Source organism: Methylosinus sp. Sm6, from assembly GCF_019802345.1.
GTDB lineage: Bacteria > Pseudomonadota > Alphaproteobacteria > Rhizobiales > Beijerinckiaceae > Methylosinus.
The window spans coordinates 147,598-162,195 of the sequence record NZ_JAINDZ010000001.1 but is presented as its reverse complement, the minus strand read 5'-3'; the positions used below and the strand labels follow the sequence as shown (position 1 = coordinate 162,195).

10 protein-coding genes are annotated in these 14,598 nt (G+C 67.4%); 6 read left to right on the top strand and 4 right to left on the bottom strand.

The annotated features are described in order from the left end of the window. Positions 1-4: 4 nt before the first annotated feature. The 5 genes from K3F48_RS00725 (at position 5) to K3F48_RS00705 (ending at position 3,657) form a co-directional block, all read left to right on the top strand. Positions 5-337 (top strand): Rieske 2Fe-2S domain-containing protein, encoded by a 333-nt coding sequence (locus K3F48_RS00725; protein WP_222573484.1) that lies wholly within the window; start codon positions 5-7, stop codon positions 335-337. Positions 338-427: 90 nt separating this feature from the next. Next, positions 428-1,108: a hypothetical protein gene (locus K3F48_RS00720; RefSeq protein ID WP_222573483.1), complete on the top strand. Its 681-nt coding sequence runs from the start codon at positions 428-430 to the stop codon at positions 1,106-1,108. Positions 1,109-1,267: 159 nt separating this feature from the next. Further along, entirely contained in the window at positions 1,268-3,073 is a 1,806-nt protein-coding gene (gene lepA, locus K3F48_RS00715; protein ID WP_222573482.1) for a translation elongation factor 4, read from the top strand. Between the two features lie 78 nt (positions 3,074-3,151). Continuing rightward, on the top strand, positions 3,152-3,406 hold the full coding sequence (locus K3F48_RS00710; RefSeq protein WP_222573481.1) for a type II toxin-antitoxin system Phd/YefM family antitoxin: 255 nt from the start codon (positions 3,152-3,154) through the stop codon (positions 3,404-3,406). Further along, on the top strand, positions 3,403-3,657 hold the full coding sequence (locus K3F48_RS00705) for a Txe/YoeB family addiction module toxin (protein WP_222573480.1): 255 nt from the start codon (positions 3,403-3,405) through the stop codon (positions 3,655-3,657). The genes K3F48_RS00710 and K3F48_RS00705 overlap by 4 nt, the downstream gene beginning before the upstream one ends. Before the next feature lie 200 nt (positions 3,658-3,857). Here K3F48_RS00705 and K3F48_RS00700 read toward each other — a convergent pair whose 3' ends face one another. From K3F48_RS00700 to K3F48_RS00685, 4 genes are all read right to left on the bottom strand, one after another. Beyond that, positions 3,858-6,155, bottom strand: coding sequence for a Tex family protein (locus K3F48_RS00700; RefSeq protein WP_222573479.1), 2,298 nt, complete (start codon positions 6,153-6,155; stop codon positions 3,858-3,860). Positions 6,156-6,241: 86 nt separating this feature from the next. Next, positions 6,242-7,840 carry a hypothetical protein gene (locus K3F48_RS00695; RefSeq protein WP_222573478.1) on the bottom strand — a complete coding sequence of 533 codons (1,599 nt, stop codon included), beginning with the start codon at positions 7,838-7,840 and terminating at the stop codon, positions 6,242-6,244. Positions 7,841-7,923: 83 nt separating this feature from the next. Continuing rightward, complete coding sequence (locus tag K3F48_RS00690) at positions 7,924-8,499, bottom strand: hypothetical protein (RefSeq protein WP_255607858.1); 576 nt, start codon at positions 8,497-8,499, stop codon at positions 7,924-7,926. Between the two features lies 1 nt (position 8,500). After that, positions 8,501-10,519 carry a hypothetical protein gene (locus tag K3F48_RS00685; RefSeq protein WP_222573476.1) on the bottom strand — a complete coding sequence of 673 codons (2,019 nt, stop codon included), beginning with the start codon at positions 10,517-10,519 and terminating at the stop codon, positions 8,501-8,503. A 706-nt stretch (positions 10,520-11,225) separates the two neighbouring features. On the opposite strand from K3F48_RS00685, the gene K3F48_RS00680 reads away from it, so the two are divergent. Further along, positions 11,226-14,507, top strand: coding sequence for a helicase-related protein (locus tag K3F48_RS00680; protein ID WP_222573475.1), 3,282 nt, complete (start codon positions 11,226-11,228; stop codon positions 14,505-14,507). Positions 14,508-14,598 lie beyond the last annotated feature (91 nt).

Here is a 14,598-nt window from a genome sequence, read left to right as displayed (position 1 = left end):
GGACATGTTCCAGAGAGTGTGCAAGGACGACACGATCTTCGAGGGCGGGATGCGGCTCGTCATCGCGGACCAGCATGTGATCATCCTGGCCTGGCCCCTCGGCGGCGAGATCAAGGCCTTTCAAGGCGTATGCCCGCACACCAGCTACCCGCTGGAGGAGGCGGAGTTCGATGGCGAGGTGCTGACCTGCCCGCTCCACGCCTGGACCTGGAACCTCAACACCGGCGCCCCCATCCAACCGCAGGAGAGCGCCCTCGCCCAATATCCGGTCAAGGTCGAGGATGGCGTCGTCTATATAGACACTGAAGGGGTGACGCCTCTGCTCGCGCCGCGCTGACGGCGCCGCAAAAGATTTCGCTTTTGCCGAATCGTGAAAATTCTTATGGTCCGGGTCGGATGCGTCTCTAGGTCACATGAGAGGTAGGAGATGATTCTGTCCGACGAGACCCCCGCCCCGGTCGCCGAAGAGACGACGGGCGGCGTGGACGGGGCCGGCCTGGAGGCGCAGCTGAAGGAAGCCGCCGCCGACCGCGACCGCCACATCGCCGACAAGTCGAAGCTTGTCGCAAAGGCGAGCGCCCTCGCCAAGGAGCTCGACGCCGCCCGGGCCGAGCTCGCTTCGGCGACCAGCGAGCGGGACGGCCTGCGCGGCGAGCTCGCCGCCGTCTCCGGCCAGCGGGACAGCCTGCGCAGCGAGCGCGACGCGGCCGCGGCGCAGCGCGAAACGGCGCTCGCCGAACGCGACCGTCTCGCCGCCGAGGCGGCCGCGGCGACGCGGGAGATTCAACGGTTGAACGAGCGGCTCGCAGCTCTCCCCAAGCCCGATCCGGCCGTCGTCTTCGCCGATCTCGCGGCCGAGAAGACCAAGGCGCTGGTCGCCTGGACGCGCTCGAAAATTCCCGCCGACAGCCCCCATCTGGCCAAATTCGACCGCACGGTCGAGACGCTCACAAAGGGCGGCTGCATCGCCGTGAAGACGACGCGCGACGTCTATCGCTGGAGCGCGCCCCGCGCCGTCGAAGCCTATGCCTGGGCCAAGCCGCGCGCGCTGGAGCTGCTCGCCAAGGCCAAGACCGCGCTCGACGACAAGACGGAGAAGAAGGGCTGAAGACGAGCGCGCGCGGCGGTCAGTTCACCGAAACGTCGCGCAGCTCGCCCTTGGTCATGGCCGCCCTGCGGATCGAAAACGGGGCCGCAGGGGAGCAGAGGCGCCGCAGCGCCTGTCAAATCGCTTCCCTTCCCTGCCCCGCGCTGCTATCCCGCCGCCATGACGACGCGCAAGATAGACACTATCCGCAATTTCTCCATTGTCGCGCATATCGACCACGGCAAGTCCACGCTCGCCGACCGCCTGATCCAGGCGACCGGCACGGTCGCCGCGCGCGACATGGTGGAGCAGGTGCTCGATTCGATGGATATCGAGCGTGAGCGCGGCATCACGATCAAGGCGCAGACCGTGCGGCTCGACTATAAGGCCAAGGACGGCAAGGATTACGTCCTCAATCTGATGGACACGCCCGGCCATGTCGACTTCGCCTATGAGGTCTCGCGCTCGCTGAAGGCCTGCGAGGGCTCGCTGCTCGTCGTCGACGCGAGCCAGGGCGTCGAGGCGCAGACGCTCGCCAATGTCTATCAGGCGCTCGACGCCGGCCATGAGATCGTGCCGGTGTTGAACAAGATCGATCTGCCGGCGGCCGAGCCCGACCGCATCCGGCAACAGATCGAGGATGTGATCGGCCTCGACGCCTCCGAGGCGGTGCTGATCTCGGCCAAGACCGGCATCGGCATTCCCGATGTGCTGGAGGCGATCGTCACCCGGCTGCCGCCGCCGCAGGGCGATGAGGAGGCGCCGCTGAAGGCGATGCTGGTCGACAGCTGGTACGACGCCTATCTCGGCGTCGTGGTGCTGGTGCGAGTCATCGATGGGCGCATGCGCAAGGGCCAGAAGATTCTCATGATGGGAACGAGCGCCCATTATGAGGTCGACAAGATCGGCGTGTTCAAGCCGAAGATGCTCGACGTCGCCTCGCTCGGTCCCGGCGAGGTCGGCTTCATCACCGCGCAGATCAAGCAGGTGGCCGACACGCGCGTCGGCGACACCATCACCGAGGATAAGAAGCCGTGCGATGCGCCGCTGCCGGGCTTCAAGCCGGCGCAGCCGGTGGTGTTCTGCGGCCTGTTCCCGGTCGACGCCGCCGAATTCGAGGATTTGCGCGCGGCGATCGGCAAGCTGCGTTTGAACGATGCGAGCTTTTCCTACGAGATGGAGACCTCCGCCGCGCTCGGCTTCGGCTTCCGCTGCGGATTCTTGGGGCTCCTGCATCTCGAGATCATCCAGGAGCGCCTGCATCGCGAGTTCAATCTCGACCTCATCGCGACGGCGCCCTCTGTCGTCTATAAGATCAAGCTGACCAATGGCGACGAGATCGAGCTGCACAATCCGGCCGACATGCCGGATGTGGTGAAGATCGACGAGATTCAGGAGCCCTGGATCCGCGCGACGATCATGACGCCGGACGATTATCTCGGCGCCGTGCTGAAGCTCTGCCAGGACCGGCGCGGCGTGCAGGCGGATTTGAACTATGTCGGCAAGCGCGCGATGGCGGTCTATGACCTGCCGCTGAACGAAGTGGTGTTCGACTTCTACGATCGCCTGAAGTCGATCTCCAAGGGCTACGCCAGCTTCGATTATCACATCACCGATTATCGCGCCGGCGATCTCGTGAAGATGAGCATTCTCGTCAACAGCGAGCCAGTGGACGCGCTGTCGATGCTGGTGCATCGAACGCGCGCGGATTCGCGCGGCCGGCAGATGTGCGAGAAGCTCAAGGAGCTGATCCCGCCGCACATGTTCCAGGTGCCGATCCAGGCAGCGCTGGGCGGCAAGATCATCGCGCGCGAGACGGTGCGCGCCTTCCGCAAGGACGTGACCGCGAAATGCTATGGCGGCGACGCGACCCGCAAGCGCAAGCTGCTCGAGAAGCAGAAGGAAGGCAAGAAGAAGATGCGCCAGTTCGGCCGCGTGGAGATCCCGCAGGAGGCGTTTATCGCGGCGCTGAAGATGGAGGATTGAGGCGCCTCCCGAGGACGATTTTTTGAAGCTCTTGTGAGCGCCTTGCAAAGGTACGCATTCACGTACATATTCTTTCCCATGCGCACCACCTCCTACAGCGACCTCCGTAAGAACCTCGCCGCGACGCTCGACCGCGTGACCGAGGATCACGAGCCCGTGGTGATCACGCGCGACCGCGGCAAGCCGGCGGCCGTGCTGATCTCGCTCGAGGATTTCGCCTCTTATGAGGAGACCGCGCATCTTCTGAAAAGCCCACGCAACGCCGAGCGGCTGCGGGCGGCGATCGATTCGCTCGACGCGGGCGAAGGCATAGAGCGCAAGCTCGACGAATGAAGCTCGTCTTCGCCGAGCAGGCCTGGGAGGATTACCTCTATTGGCAGGCGCAGGACGCGAAGATTCTGGAACGCGTCAACCAGCTCATCGAGGAATCTCTGCGCACGCCCTTCTCCGGGACAGGCAAGCCGGAGCCGTTGCGGGGCGATTTGCGCGGCTGGTGGTCGCGGCGCATCACGCTGGAGCACAGGCTCGTCTATCGCGTCGAAGGCGAAAGCCTGTTGATCGCACAATGCCGCTATCATTACTGAATCCGACTCTCGACGCGCGCTCCTTCTCCCGCGCGCGGGAGAAGGTGGCCCCGCGAAGCGGGGTTGGATGAGGGTCCTCGCTGATTAACCGTTTCAAACTCGAGGCGAAGCGCTGCTCGACTCGGAGAACCGCGGCGGCCCTCATCCGACCCGGCTTCGCCGGGCCACCTTCTCCCACGAGTGGGAGAAGGAGCGCAGCGTCACCGCTTCTGCGGCGTGCGCATCGCGGCGAGCAGCGCTTCGCCCAAAGCGCCGGCGCCCTTTTGCTGCTCCGGCGGCGCACGGCGCATCGGCGCGCCGCTGTTGCGCTCGCGGCCTTCCGCCTGCCGTTGCCCCGGCGCATCGTCGAGGCGCATGGTGAGCGAGACGCGCTTGCGCGGAACATCCACCTCCAGCACTTTCACCTTGACGATGTCGCCGGGCTTGGCCACCGCGCGCGGATCCTTGACGAAAGTCTTGGACATCGCCGAAATATGCACCAGCCCGTCCTGGTGCACGCCGACGTCGACGAAGGCGCCGAAGGCCGCGACATTGGTGACGACGCCCTCGAGCACCATGCCGGGCTGCAGATCGGATATCTTCTCGACGCCCTCCTGGAAGGTCGCGGTCTTGAAGGCGGGGCGCGGATCGCGGCCGGGCTTTTCCAGCTCGGCGAAAATATCGGTGACGGTCGGCAGGCCGAAGCTCTCGTCAACAAAACTCTGCGGCTTCATCTTGCGCAGCTCGGCGGCATTGCCGATGAGCTGCTTGATGTCGCTCTTGGCCGCCGCGAGAATGCGCCGCACCACCGGATAGGATTCCGGATGCACGCCGGAGCGGTCGAGCGGATCGTCGCCGTCGATGATGCGCAGAAAGCCGGCGCTCTGCTCGAACGCCTTGGGCCCGAGCCGCGACACCTCCTTCAGCGACGCGCGCGTGCGGAACGGCCCATGCGCATCGCGATGCGCGACGATATTGCCGGCGAGCGTCTCGCCGAGGCCGGACACGCGCGCGAGCAGAGGCGCGGAAGCCGTGTTGACATCGACGCCGACGGCGTTCACGCAATCCTCGACGACGGCGTCGAGCGAGCGCGACAGCTTCAGCTCCGAGATGTCGTGCTGATACTGGCCGACGCCGATCGATTTCGGATCGATCTTCACGAGCTCGGCGAGCGGGTCCTGCAGGCGCCGCGCGATCGAGGCGGCGCCGCGCAATGTCACGTCGAGACCGGGCAATTCGCGCGAGGCGTATTCCGACGCGGAATAAACGGAGGCGCCCGCCTCCGACACGACGATCCTGGTGAGCTTCAGCTCGGGGAATTTGGAGATGAGATCGCCGGCGAGCTTGTCGGTCTCGCGCGAGGCGGTGCCATTGCCGATGGCGATCAGCTCGACCCTGTGCTCGCGCGCCAGCTTGGCGAGGACGGACAGCGATTCGTCCCAGCGGCGTTGCGGCTCGTGCGGATAGATCGCCGTCGTCGCGACGATCTTTCCGGTGCGGTCGACCACCGCCACTTTGACGCCGGTGCGAAAGCCCGGATCGAGGCCGAGCGTCGCGCGCGCGCCCGCGGGCGCGGCGAGCAACAGATCGCGTAAGTTCGCGGCGAAGACGCGGATCGCCTCGTCCTCGGCGAGGCGCCACAGGCGCTGGCGCAGATCGACGGAGAGATGCAATTCGATCTTGGTGCGCCAGGCCCAGCGCACCGTATCGAGCAGCCAGCGATCGCCCGGCCGGCCGCGATCGGCGATGGCGAAGCGCTGCGCGATGCGGCCCTCATAGCCGCCGCCGTCCTCATTGGGCGCCGCGATCATCTCGAGATCGAGCACCTCCTCCTTCTCGCCGCGGAACATCGCCAATATGCGATGCGACGGCAGCTTGGTCAGCGGCTCGGAGAAGTCGAAATAATCGGAGAATTTGGCGCCCGCGGCGGCTTTGCCGTCGCGCACCCTGGATTTCAGCACGCCCTGCGACCAGAAGGATTCGCGCAAGGCGCCGATGAGATCGGCGTTCTCGGCGAAACGCTCGACGAGAATGGCGCGCGCGCCCTCGAGCGCGGCGTTCGCGTCGGCCACATTCTTATCGGCGTTCACGAAGGCTGAAGCCTGCGCCTTGGGCTCGCGCTCGGGATGGCCGAGCAGCGCTTCCGCGAGCGGGGCGAGGCCGGCCTCTATGGCGATCTGCGCCTTGGTGCGGCGCTTGGGCTTATAGGGAAGATAGATGTCCTCGAGGCGCGCCTTGTTGTCGGCCTGCATGATCGTGGCGCGCAGCGCGTCGTCGAGCTTGCCCTGCGTCTCGATCGACTCCAGGATCGCCTTGCGGCGCTCCTCCAGCTCACGCAGATAGCGCAGCCGTTCCTCGAGCTGGCGCAGCTGCGCGTCGTCGAGCTGGCCGGTCGCCTCCTTGCGATAGCGGGCGATGAAGGGAACCGTCGAGCCCTGGTCGAGCAATTGCACCGCGGCTTCCACTTGCCACTGCTTGGCCGCGAGCTCCTCGCTCAGCCGCTCGACGATGGATGCCATCTGCGACGCCTCTCCTTGTTGACGACGGAGGCTTTTTGCCAAGGCGCGGCGACGGAGTCAAAGCGGCCCGCCGATTCGCGCACAGATCATTTTTCGTCCTCGGGCAGAAGCGGATGATCCGGCCAGCATTTCCGGTCTTCGCGCGTCTTCGGCTCGCCGTTCTGCGGACGCATCAGCCAGGAGGGAACCGCTTCGGCATGCGCGAGATAATTGCCGAACGGCGCCGTCGGCTCGTTCTTGCGCCACGACGTGAGCAAATCGCAGTCGCTGACGTCGAACCGGCCGCCCATCACGGCCGTCTTCAATTCGATGAGCGGCGTCGCGGCGGAGATCAGCACGATCGTCGAAATCGCCGAGGCGAAGCGGCCATTGTCGCGCGGCGTCAGCACGGCGATCCGGGCGAAGACGACAGAGAGCAGGAACAGCGGCGCGATCGACGCGCGCATCATGAAATCATTGTAGAGACCGATGCTGTAGAGGGGAATGATCGCGAGCAGGATCAGCGCCAGCGCGACGAGCCGGCGCTCGCAGGGCTCGACCATTCTCCAGGCGTAGAGCACGATCGCCGCCTGCGGAATTTCGAACATCATATGCAGAACATAGCGCGTGAAAAAGCCGTCGCGCAGGACGAGCCATTCCTTCTCCACCGCGCCATTGTCGATCGTCAGATAAAGCGCAATCGGCAGGAATGCGAGGCTGCTTCCGATCGCGACGAGATTTTCACGACGAGAGAGATGGCGCGGAAAGCGCTCCATCGCAAGATAAGCGAGGACAGGCGCGGCGCCCATCATGGCGAGAGGAGACCACAGCAACATTGCCGCAAAGGCGACGGGCAGGATGGCAAAAGGCGCGGCGCCCCGCGCATGGAGCAGCGCGAGCAGCGCGAACCACCAGCCCGGCGCCGAGTGATTGATCGCCCAGAACAGCAGCGCGACATGACTGGTGTACTGCATGTGCAGCGCAGAGAAATACCGTCCCCACCACTCCATGTGCGGAAACGGCATGACCGGCGCGCCGCGCATCCATTCGATCGCCTCGGCGATGAGTAGCGGCAGGATGTCCAGGCCGGCGAAGCCAATGAAAACGAGCAGCAGCGCCGCGTTGCGACATCTGCCGAATTCCCCTGCGATCTTGGTGACGAAATAGCAGGTCACGCCGATGATGGTCGCGTTCTGGAGCAAAAGCGCGACATGCGCCGCAAGCAGCCCCGCGATGCGGCCGACGAGGCTCGGAACCAGATAGGCGCCGAGCGGCGCGCGCAGCATGTAATCGGCTCCGCCCTCGCGATAGAGCGCATTCGCGCCGGCACGCACGAGATCGGCGAGCACGGCGTCCCGGACGAGCCAGTCCCGCGACGCATAGAAGAAATGCCCCTCGCCGCCCAGCGCGCACAGCGCGAGCCCGAATGCGAGGCAAGCGGCGAGCCGGCCGAGAGCGGCCGGCTGCGCCGAGAATGGCGTCGCGCGCCGCGCGCGCCACGCCACGACGACGGCGCCCGCGCAGCCGCCCCAGACGAGCGCCGCCACGGGCCATCCGAACACCGCCGCGAGGATGGCGTTCGGCAGAATGAACAACAGCAGGACGAAAAAGACGAGATCGCCGTCGCTCGGATGGAGATCGGAGACGAGCCGGCGCGCGCGCAGGGACGAGGCCGGCGCCGAGCCGGAATCGACAATGGACATCATTCCTCCCAGCATGAGGCGAAGGCCCCGTCTCCGCTCACTCTCCCGCGCGGCGGGGGAGGGCCGGACAGAGGGGGCGCCGATTTTCAATCCTTGCCTCCGACGAAGCGCGGATCGCCTTTGAAGAGGCTCGACATGACGCGCGCCGTTCCCATGAAGGCGCGGCCCTGCGCGGTGAGGCGCCAGCCCGCTTCGCCATGCTCGAGATTGCCGGAGAGCTCCTGCTCCTTCAGCCGGCGATCGATCTGCGCCCAATCATCGACATAGACGCGGCGAAAGGTCTCGCGCGCCTCGGCCGCGGTGAGCGGATGGTCGGCGGCGTCGAATCGCGACAGCATGAACACGGAAATGGATCGGTCCACTGTCACCGGCCCGACCACGAACGCCGCGGTCAGCAAGGATGTCGCGACAATGGCGGCGCCGATCGAATCGGCGCCGTCCAGAGAGACGCGCCGGACGAGGCGCGACGGCAGCGCGAGGAACATCGCGATCAGCAGCACGAAGACGAGAGCGAGCGCGCCGACGCCGCGGTAGAACATCACGCCCGGACCGAGAATCGCCGTCGCGCATTGCATCAGCGCGACGAACAGGACCGCGCCGAGCGCGGTCGCCGACACATAAGAGAGAATGAGCGCTGCGGCGCGAGCGAGCATCGGGCGCATGTCAGTTGCTCTCCGCATGGCGAGGCGCGTTCAGCAGATAGATGCGAAAATTGGCGTTCGAATAGTCGGCTCGCGCAGAGGCGGTCCACGCCTGCGGCGCCGCGAACACCGCATCCCGCGAGGAGACGATCAGCGCCGCTATGGCGAAGCGTCCGGCGCGGCGGCGCACATCGTCCAGAGAGAGCGTCGTCTCGGAGAAGATCGGCGACAGATAGTCCATTCGCTCCTCGATCTCCGCCGGCCGCGCGCCGAAGAGGAGCGCATTGTGCCGATCCGCGACGGCGACGGGAAAGCGCCCATAGAGGCCATAGCCATATTCTCGCGAGCGGCTCGGCGTCGGCTGCACGACGGCGCCGCTCGGAAGACGCGCGTCGAGCCAGCTCCAGGCCGCCATCTGGTCGGCGAGCGTGTCGCGCATATGCGCGTGCGGAAAGAAGAAGCGCAATTGCAGCGTCGCGACGACGAGCGCCGCATAGCCGAAAGCCAGTCCGACGCTCGCGGCGTAGCGCAAGCGGCCCGAAGCCAGCAAGCCCTGGCGCATCGCGGCGGCGGTCCAGATCAGCGCGGCGAATTGCGCGAACAGCATCACGCGCCAGCCGAGATCGTTCATCACGATCTGCGAGCACAACAGCGAGCCGATGAGAAGGGAGGCGGCGGCGAGACAGACGATCGCCATCCCCAATTCGTTCGCGAGCCCGCGCCGTCCCGCGCTGCGCCAAAAGATGTATGCGCCGAGCGCGAACACGCCGAAGTCGATGAGATAGAACATCGGCATGACGAGTCCGCGATAGAACGCGCCCGCCTGCGCCGATTCGGCGACGATGTCGATCCATTCCGGACCGCGCAGCCGCAGAGCCAGCGGGCTCTTCCCCTCGCCGCCGAAGCGCGGCAGCAGCGTCGCGAGCCAGGGCGCCGCGAGCGCCAGAGCGCCGAGCCCGGCGACGCAGAGCTGCGTCGCAATGTCGAAGCGGCGGCGCCACAGCAGCGCCGCGAGCCAGAAGCCGGCGCCGAGCGTCGCCGGCATCGCCACATAAGCGGATTGGCCCACCATCGAGGCGAAGGCGACCGCCGCGAGCAGCACACGGCGCCGAGTATCGCGCCAGCTCTCGCCCGGCGCGGTCAGCGCGATGAAGCCGACGAGCGCGGCGCAGAGCGCCGACACGTGATGCGGCACCCACATCACGCTGTTGAACCAGGAGGTGACCTGCTCGTCCCAATCGACGAAATGCAGGAAGACGAAGTCGGCGTCGCGACCGCCGCCGAAATAGAGGATCGTCAGCGGAACGATATCGAGCCCGGTGGCGAGCAGCAGCGCCAGCAGCGGCCAATTCGCCGGCTTCCTCTCCTCGCCGGCGTCGTTCTGGCCCGCCGCCGCGTCGGCGCCGCTGCGCCGCAGCGCCGTGCACGCGAGCGCGAAGAGAGCGAAGCCCATCAGCGGCGCGCAGGCATAGGCCGCATGGCGCGCGGCGATCCCGAGCGGCCCGCCGAGCATCGCCGCGACCGCCGGCAGAGTATAGAAGAGATAGTAATAGGACATGGCCCGACCGGGATCATAGTAGGTCGGGTTCCACGGCGGCGAGCCGGCTTCCGCGAGCGACCAGGTCGTCGCCGCATGCTTCACATAATCCACGGCGAGCAGCGAGTGCTGCAAACTGCCGACGCCGGGCATGTCGATGACGATGAGGATCGACGCCACGATCCAGATCGACGCCGCCGCGATCCATCCGCCCTGCAGCGACGACGGCCGCGCGCGCAGCAGCGCCGGCGCGCCGAGCGCCGCCAGCGAGAGAGCGGCGAGCGCCATCGCGCGCGGACCGAGGCGGCCGGCGAGATCGAGCGCGACCGGAAGGCAGCCGAAGCCGCAGACCAACGCGAGTCCTGCGCGCTCCAGCCGCGCGCCCTCCGCAAAGCCGGGGAAGCGCAGACGATCGGCGACGGCGGCGCCGGCCGCCGCCACGATCGCGAGCAAGAGAACGAAAGCTGCGAGAGCCGCGCAAAATTCCGTCGCTGCGATGGTCATGCGCGCCCCGAGCGTCTCCGAAAGCTGAAATCGCCGCCACTATGCCCATGGGCGGGTTAAGCCTGTGCTTAAACGCAATTCGATTTGACCGGCGAGCGAACGCCGGGCGCGTTAACCCTGTTCGCGGCGCGAAGCGCGGGGAGCGCGACGAGCGCGGCCTCATGCGCGGCGGCGGCGGCCGTGCCGAAACCGCACGGCTTCGTTGAGAACCGAGCGGCGTTCGGCCGTCGGCCCCTCCCCGCGCCCCCTATATCTTGTGATCGACTGGCTCGGCGGCGCCAGATCGCGCGCGAACCAAAGGCCAACATCGCGCGAATAGCGATTCGTCCATGCTGCGTTCGCGCTTTCGCCGATCCGTTAATGCGCCGTCGCGCCGAGGCGGCCGAAAACGAGCTCCCGGCCAATTGACAAACCGCATTCGGCGAGTCCGCGCGCAAGGCGCGCCCGACACGCGGCGCGGCGCCGAGCACCACAAGATGCAGATAGAAAAGCGCGCAACCATCCCATATCTTGTCAGAACGAAGAATGATTCGCGTCGAGTCAGCGATTCGGCCGCGATTCGTTCGCGCCCCGTTCGAGATATGAATCGGCGCCCGGGGCGCCGCGCCGTTTCGGGACAGCGGGATTTTGCCGCCACGGCCCCGCTTTCGTCCCCGGCCATCGGAAAAGCTCGCATCGCGACGCGAGCTGAAATAAATTGCCCGGCATGAGCCCAACGCTCGTCGCCCATCGAAGCGCGCCCTGCGGCTTTCGCGCGCGCACAGCCGGCGTCGCGGCCCTGCTGGGTCCGACCAACACCGGCAAGACTCATCACGCCATCGAGCGCATGCTCTCCTATTCGAGCGGCATGATCGGCCTGCCGTTGCGGCTGCTCGCGCGCGAGGTGTATCAGCGCGTCGCCGAACGCATCGGCGCGGACAATGTGGCGCTCGTCACCGGCGAGGAAAAGATCAAGCCGCGCGCGCCGAGCTATTGGATCTCCACCGTCGAGGCGATGCCGCGCGATCTCGACGTCGACTTCGTCGCCATCGATGAAATCCAGCTCGCCGCCGACCTCGACCGCGGCCATGTGTTCACCGATCGCCTGCTGTATTGGCGGGGACGGCAGGAGACGCTGCTGATCGGCGCGCAGACCATGCGTCCGCTGGTCGAGCGGCTGCTGCCGGGCGTTCCGATCTTCACGCGCCCGCGCTTGTCGCGTCTCGGCTTCGTCGGCGCGCGCAAGCTCGCGCGGCTGCCGCCGCGCAGCGCCATCGTCGCCTTCTCGGCCGAGGACGTCTATGCGATCGCCGAATGGATCAAGCGCCAGCGCGGCGGCGCGGCGGTGGTGCTCGGCGCGCTGTCGCCGCGCACGCGCAATGCGCAGGTCGATCTCTATCAGAACGGCGACGTCGACTACATCGTCGCCACCGATGCGATCGGCATGGGCCTCAATCTCGACGTCGACACGATCGCCTTCGCCGCCGACCGCAAGTTCGACGGCCTGCGTCATCGGCGGCTGACGCCGGCCGAATTCGGCCAGATCGCCGGACGCGCCGGACGCCATATGAACGACGGCGCCTTCGGAACGACGGGCCGCTGTCCGCCATTCGACGAGGATTTGATCGAGGACCTCGAGAGTCATCGCTTCGATCCGGTCACGCTGCTGCAATGGCGCAACGCCGATCTCGACTTCGACTCGATCGAGGCGCTGGCCTGCTCTCTGGAGCGCGCGCCGCCGGAGGATTGCCTCGTCCGCGCCGGCGCCGGCGAGGATCAGATGGTGCTGGAGGCCGCGGCGCGCGACGACTCCGTGCGGCGCAATGCGAAAACCCGCGCAGATATTATGAGACTCTGGGACGTCTGCCAGATTCCCGATTATCGCAAGACCTCGCCCTCCGCCCATGCCGAGCTCGCCCTCGCCGTCTACGGCTTCGTGGTCCGCCGCGGCCGCATTCCAGGCGATTGGTTCGCAAAGCAAATCGCCGGGATCGACCGCATCGACGGGGACATCCACACGCTCTCCGCGCGGCTCGCGCAGGTGCGGACCTGGACCTTCATCGCCAATCGTTCCGGCTGGCTCGACAATGCGGAGCATTGGCAGAGCGTCGCGCGTCAGGTAGAGGACAGTCTGTCCGACGCGCTCCACGAGCGCCTCACCCAGCGTTTCGTGGATCGCCGCACCAGCGTGCTGATGCGTCGCCTGAGAGAGAATGCAATGCTCGAAGCCGAAATCACGACAGCCGGCGACGTCTTGGTCGAAGGTCAACATGTCGGTCAGCTCCAGGGATTTCGTTTCACCGCCGATCCGCTGGCGACGGGCGAAGCGGCGAAGGCGCTGAACGCCGCCGCGCAGAAGGCGCTGTCCGGCGAGATCGAGGCGCGCGCGACGCGCGTCTTCGACGCTGTGGACGACGCCTTCCTGCTCGGCAATGACGGAACCATCCGCTGGCTCGGCGAGCCGGTCGGCAAGATCGTCCCCGGCCCCAGCGCGCTGAAGCCCGCCGTGCGGCTGCTCGCCGACGAGCAGCTGACCGGCGCCGCGCTCGACAAGGCGCAGCACCGGCTCGACCTGTGGCTCGCGAGCCATGTGAAGAAGCTGCTCGGCGCGCTCGAGGAGCTCGAATCCGGCGACGGGCTCGAGGGCGTGACGCGCGGCGTCGCCTTTCAGCTCGCCGAGGAGCTCGGCGTGTTGGAGCGCAGCCGCGTGGCGCGCGACATCAAGAGCTTCTCGCAGGACGACCGCGCCGCCCTGCGCAAGAAGGGCGTGCGCTTCGGCGCCTATCACCTCTATCTGCCGGCGCTGCTGAAGCCGGCGCCGCGCGCGCTCGCCGCCCTGCTCTGGGGCTTGAAGCACGGCGGGCTGGAAAATCTCAAGGGCCTCGACGAGGTGCCGCATCTCGCCGCCTCGGGCCGCACCTCCTTCGCCGCCGACCCCGACATCTCCAAGGGATTCTACCGCGCCGCGGGCTTTCGCGTGTGCGGCGAGCGGGTCGTGCGCGTCGACATTCTGGAGCGGCTCGCCGATCTCATTCGTCCGGCGAGCTCCTATCGGCCCGGCGTCACGCCCGGCGAGCCGCCGGCCGGCGCCGCCGATGGCGAGGGCTTCGTCGTCACTGTGGCGATGACCTCACTCACCGGCTGCGCGGGCGAAGCCTTCGCCTCTATTCTCCGCTCGCTCGGCTATCAGTCGAGCCAGCGCCCCGGTCCGGCAATCACGGTCCCGCTGCTCGCGGCGGCCTCCACCGAGCCGCTGACGCCCGCCGCCGCGTCGGCCGGCGACCCGGATTCGGCGCCCGAAGCCGCGCCGACCGCCGAGGCCGAACCGGCCGAAACGGAGAACGCGCCCGAGCCGGCGGAGGCCGCCGTCGCGGAGCTCGCGAGCACAGAGGCGGCAACGGCGGAACTCGCGGCGGAGGAGATCGCGATCGAGGAGATTGCGGCCGCAGACGCCGCCGTCCTCGAGGCGGAGCCTCCGCCGGCCGAGCCGTCCGCCGAAGTCCGGGCCCATGCCGAAGTCCAGGACGAGGCCGAAGTCCAGGACGAGGCCGAAGCCGAGGGTCCGGCGGAGCCCGAGGCCCCTACCCTCATCGACGTATGGACTCTGCAGCGCCACGCCCATGCCGGCCCGCGCCGTCGCCCCCATGGCGGGCCTGCGCCCGGGCGCGGCGACGCCGCTGCCGCCGCCAAAGAGGGACGTCCCGCTCGCGAGCGCTCCGGCGGTCCCCGACGCGGTCATGCCGGCGACGGACGCGAGACGGAGCAGCGGCGCGAGGCCGCCGGCGAGCACAGGCCGCGTGGCGACGCCGCTCGCAAGGAAGCCGGCGTGCGTGGCGGCGGCAAGCCCCGCCCGGACCATCGCCCGCCGCGCGAGGACGATCGCCGCAGGCATGGCGGCGGCTACTCCACGCAGGAACGGCGCGAGAAGGAGCGCCTGCCCGATCCGGATTCGCCCTTCGCCAAGCTGCTCGCGCTCAAAGCCGAATTGGAGAAGAAGGGCAAGAGCTGAAATCCCGGTCGCCGCTCCGCATCGCGGCGCTGAGCCCCTTCGCTCAGCGAAGCGGGCGTCTCGACAGCCATGGCGAGAAGCCGGGATATCG

Bases quoted from the DNA above. Each gene is read 5' to 3' on its own strand.
- K3F48_RS00700 (WP_222573479.1), bottom strand. From the start codon at position 6,155: ATGGCATCCATCGTCGAGCGGCTGAGCGAGGAGCTCGCGGCCAAGCAG.
- K3F48_RS00725 (WP_222573484.1), top strand. From the start codon at position 5: ATGTTCCAGAGAGTGTGCAAGGACGACACGATCTTCGAGGGCGGGATG.
- K3F48_RS00685 (WP_222573476.1), bottom strand. From the start codon at position 10,519: ATGACCATCGCAGCGACGGAATTTTGCGCGGCTCTCGCAGCTTTCGTT.
- K3F48_RS00690 (WP_255607858.1), bottom strand. From the start codon at position 8,499: ATGCGCCCGATGCTCGCTCGCGCCGCAGCGCTCATTCTCTCTTATGTG.
- K3F48_RS00705 (WP_222573480.1), top strand. From the start codon at position 3,403: ATGAAGCTCGTCTTCGCCGAGCAGGCCTGGGAGGATTACCTCTATTGG.
- K3F48_RS00695 (WP_222573478.1), bottom strand. From the start codon at position 7,840: ATGATGTCCATTGTCGATTCCGGCTCGGCGCCGGCCTCGTCCCTGCGC.
- K3F48_RS00710 (WP_222573481.1), top strand. From the start codon at position 3,152: ATGCGCACCACCTCCTACAGCGACCTCCGTAAGAACCTCGCCGCGACG.
- lepA (WP_222573482.1), top strand. From the start codon at position 1,268: ATGACGACGCGCAAGATAGACACTATCCGCAATTTCTCCATTGTCGCG.
- K3F48_RS00680 (WP_222573475.1), top strand. From the start codon at position 11,226: ATGAGCCCAACGCTCGTCGCCCATCGAAGCGCGCCCTGCGGCTTTCGC.
- K3F48_RS00720 (WP_222573483.1), top strand. From the start codon at position 428: ATGATTCTGTCCGACGAGACCCCCGCCCCGGTCGCCGAAGAGACGACG.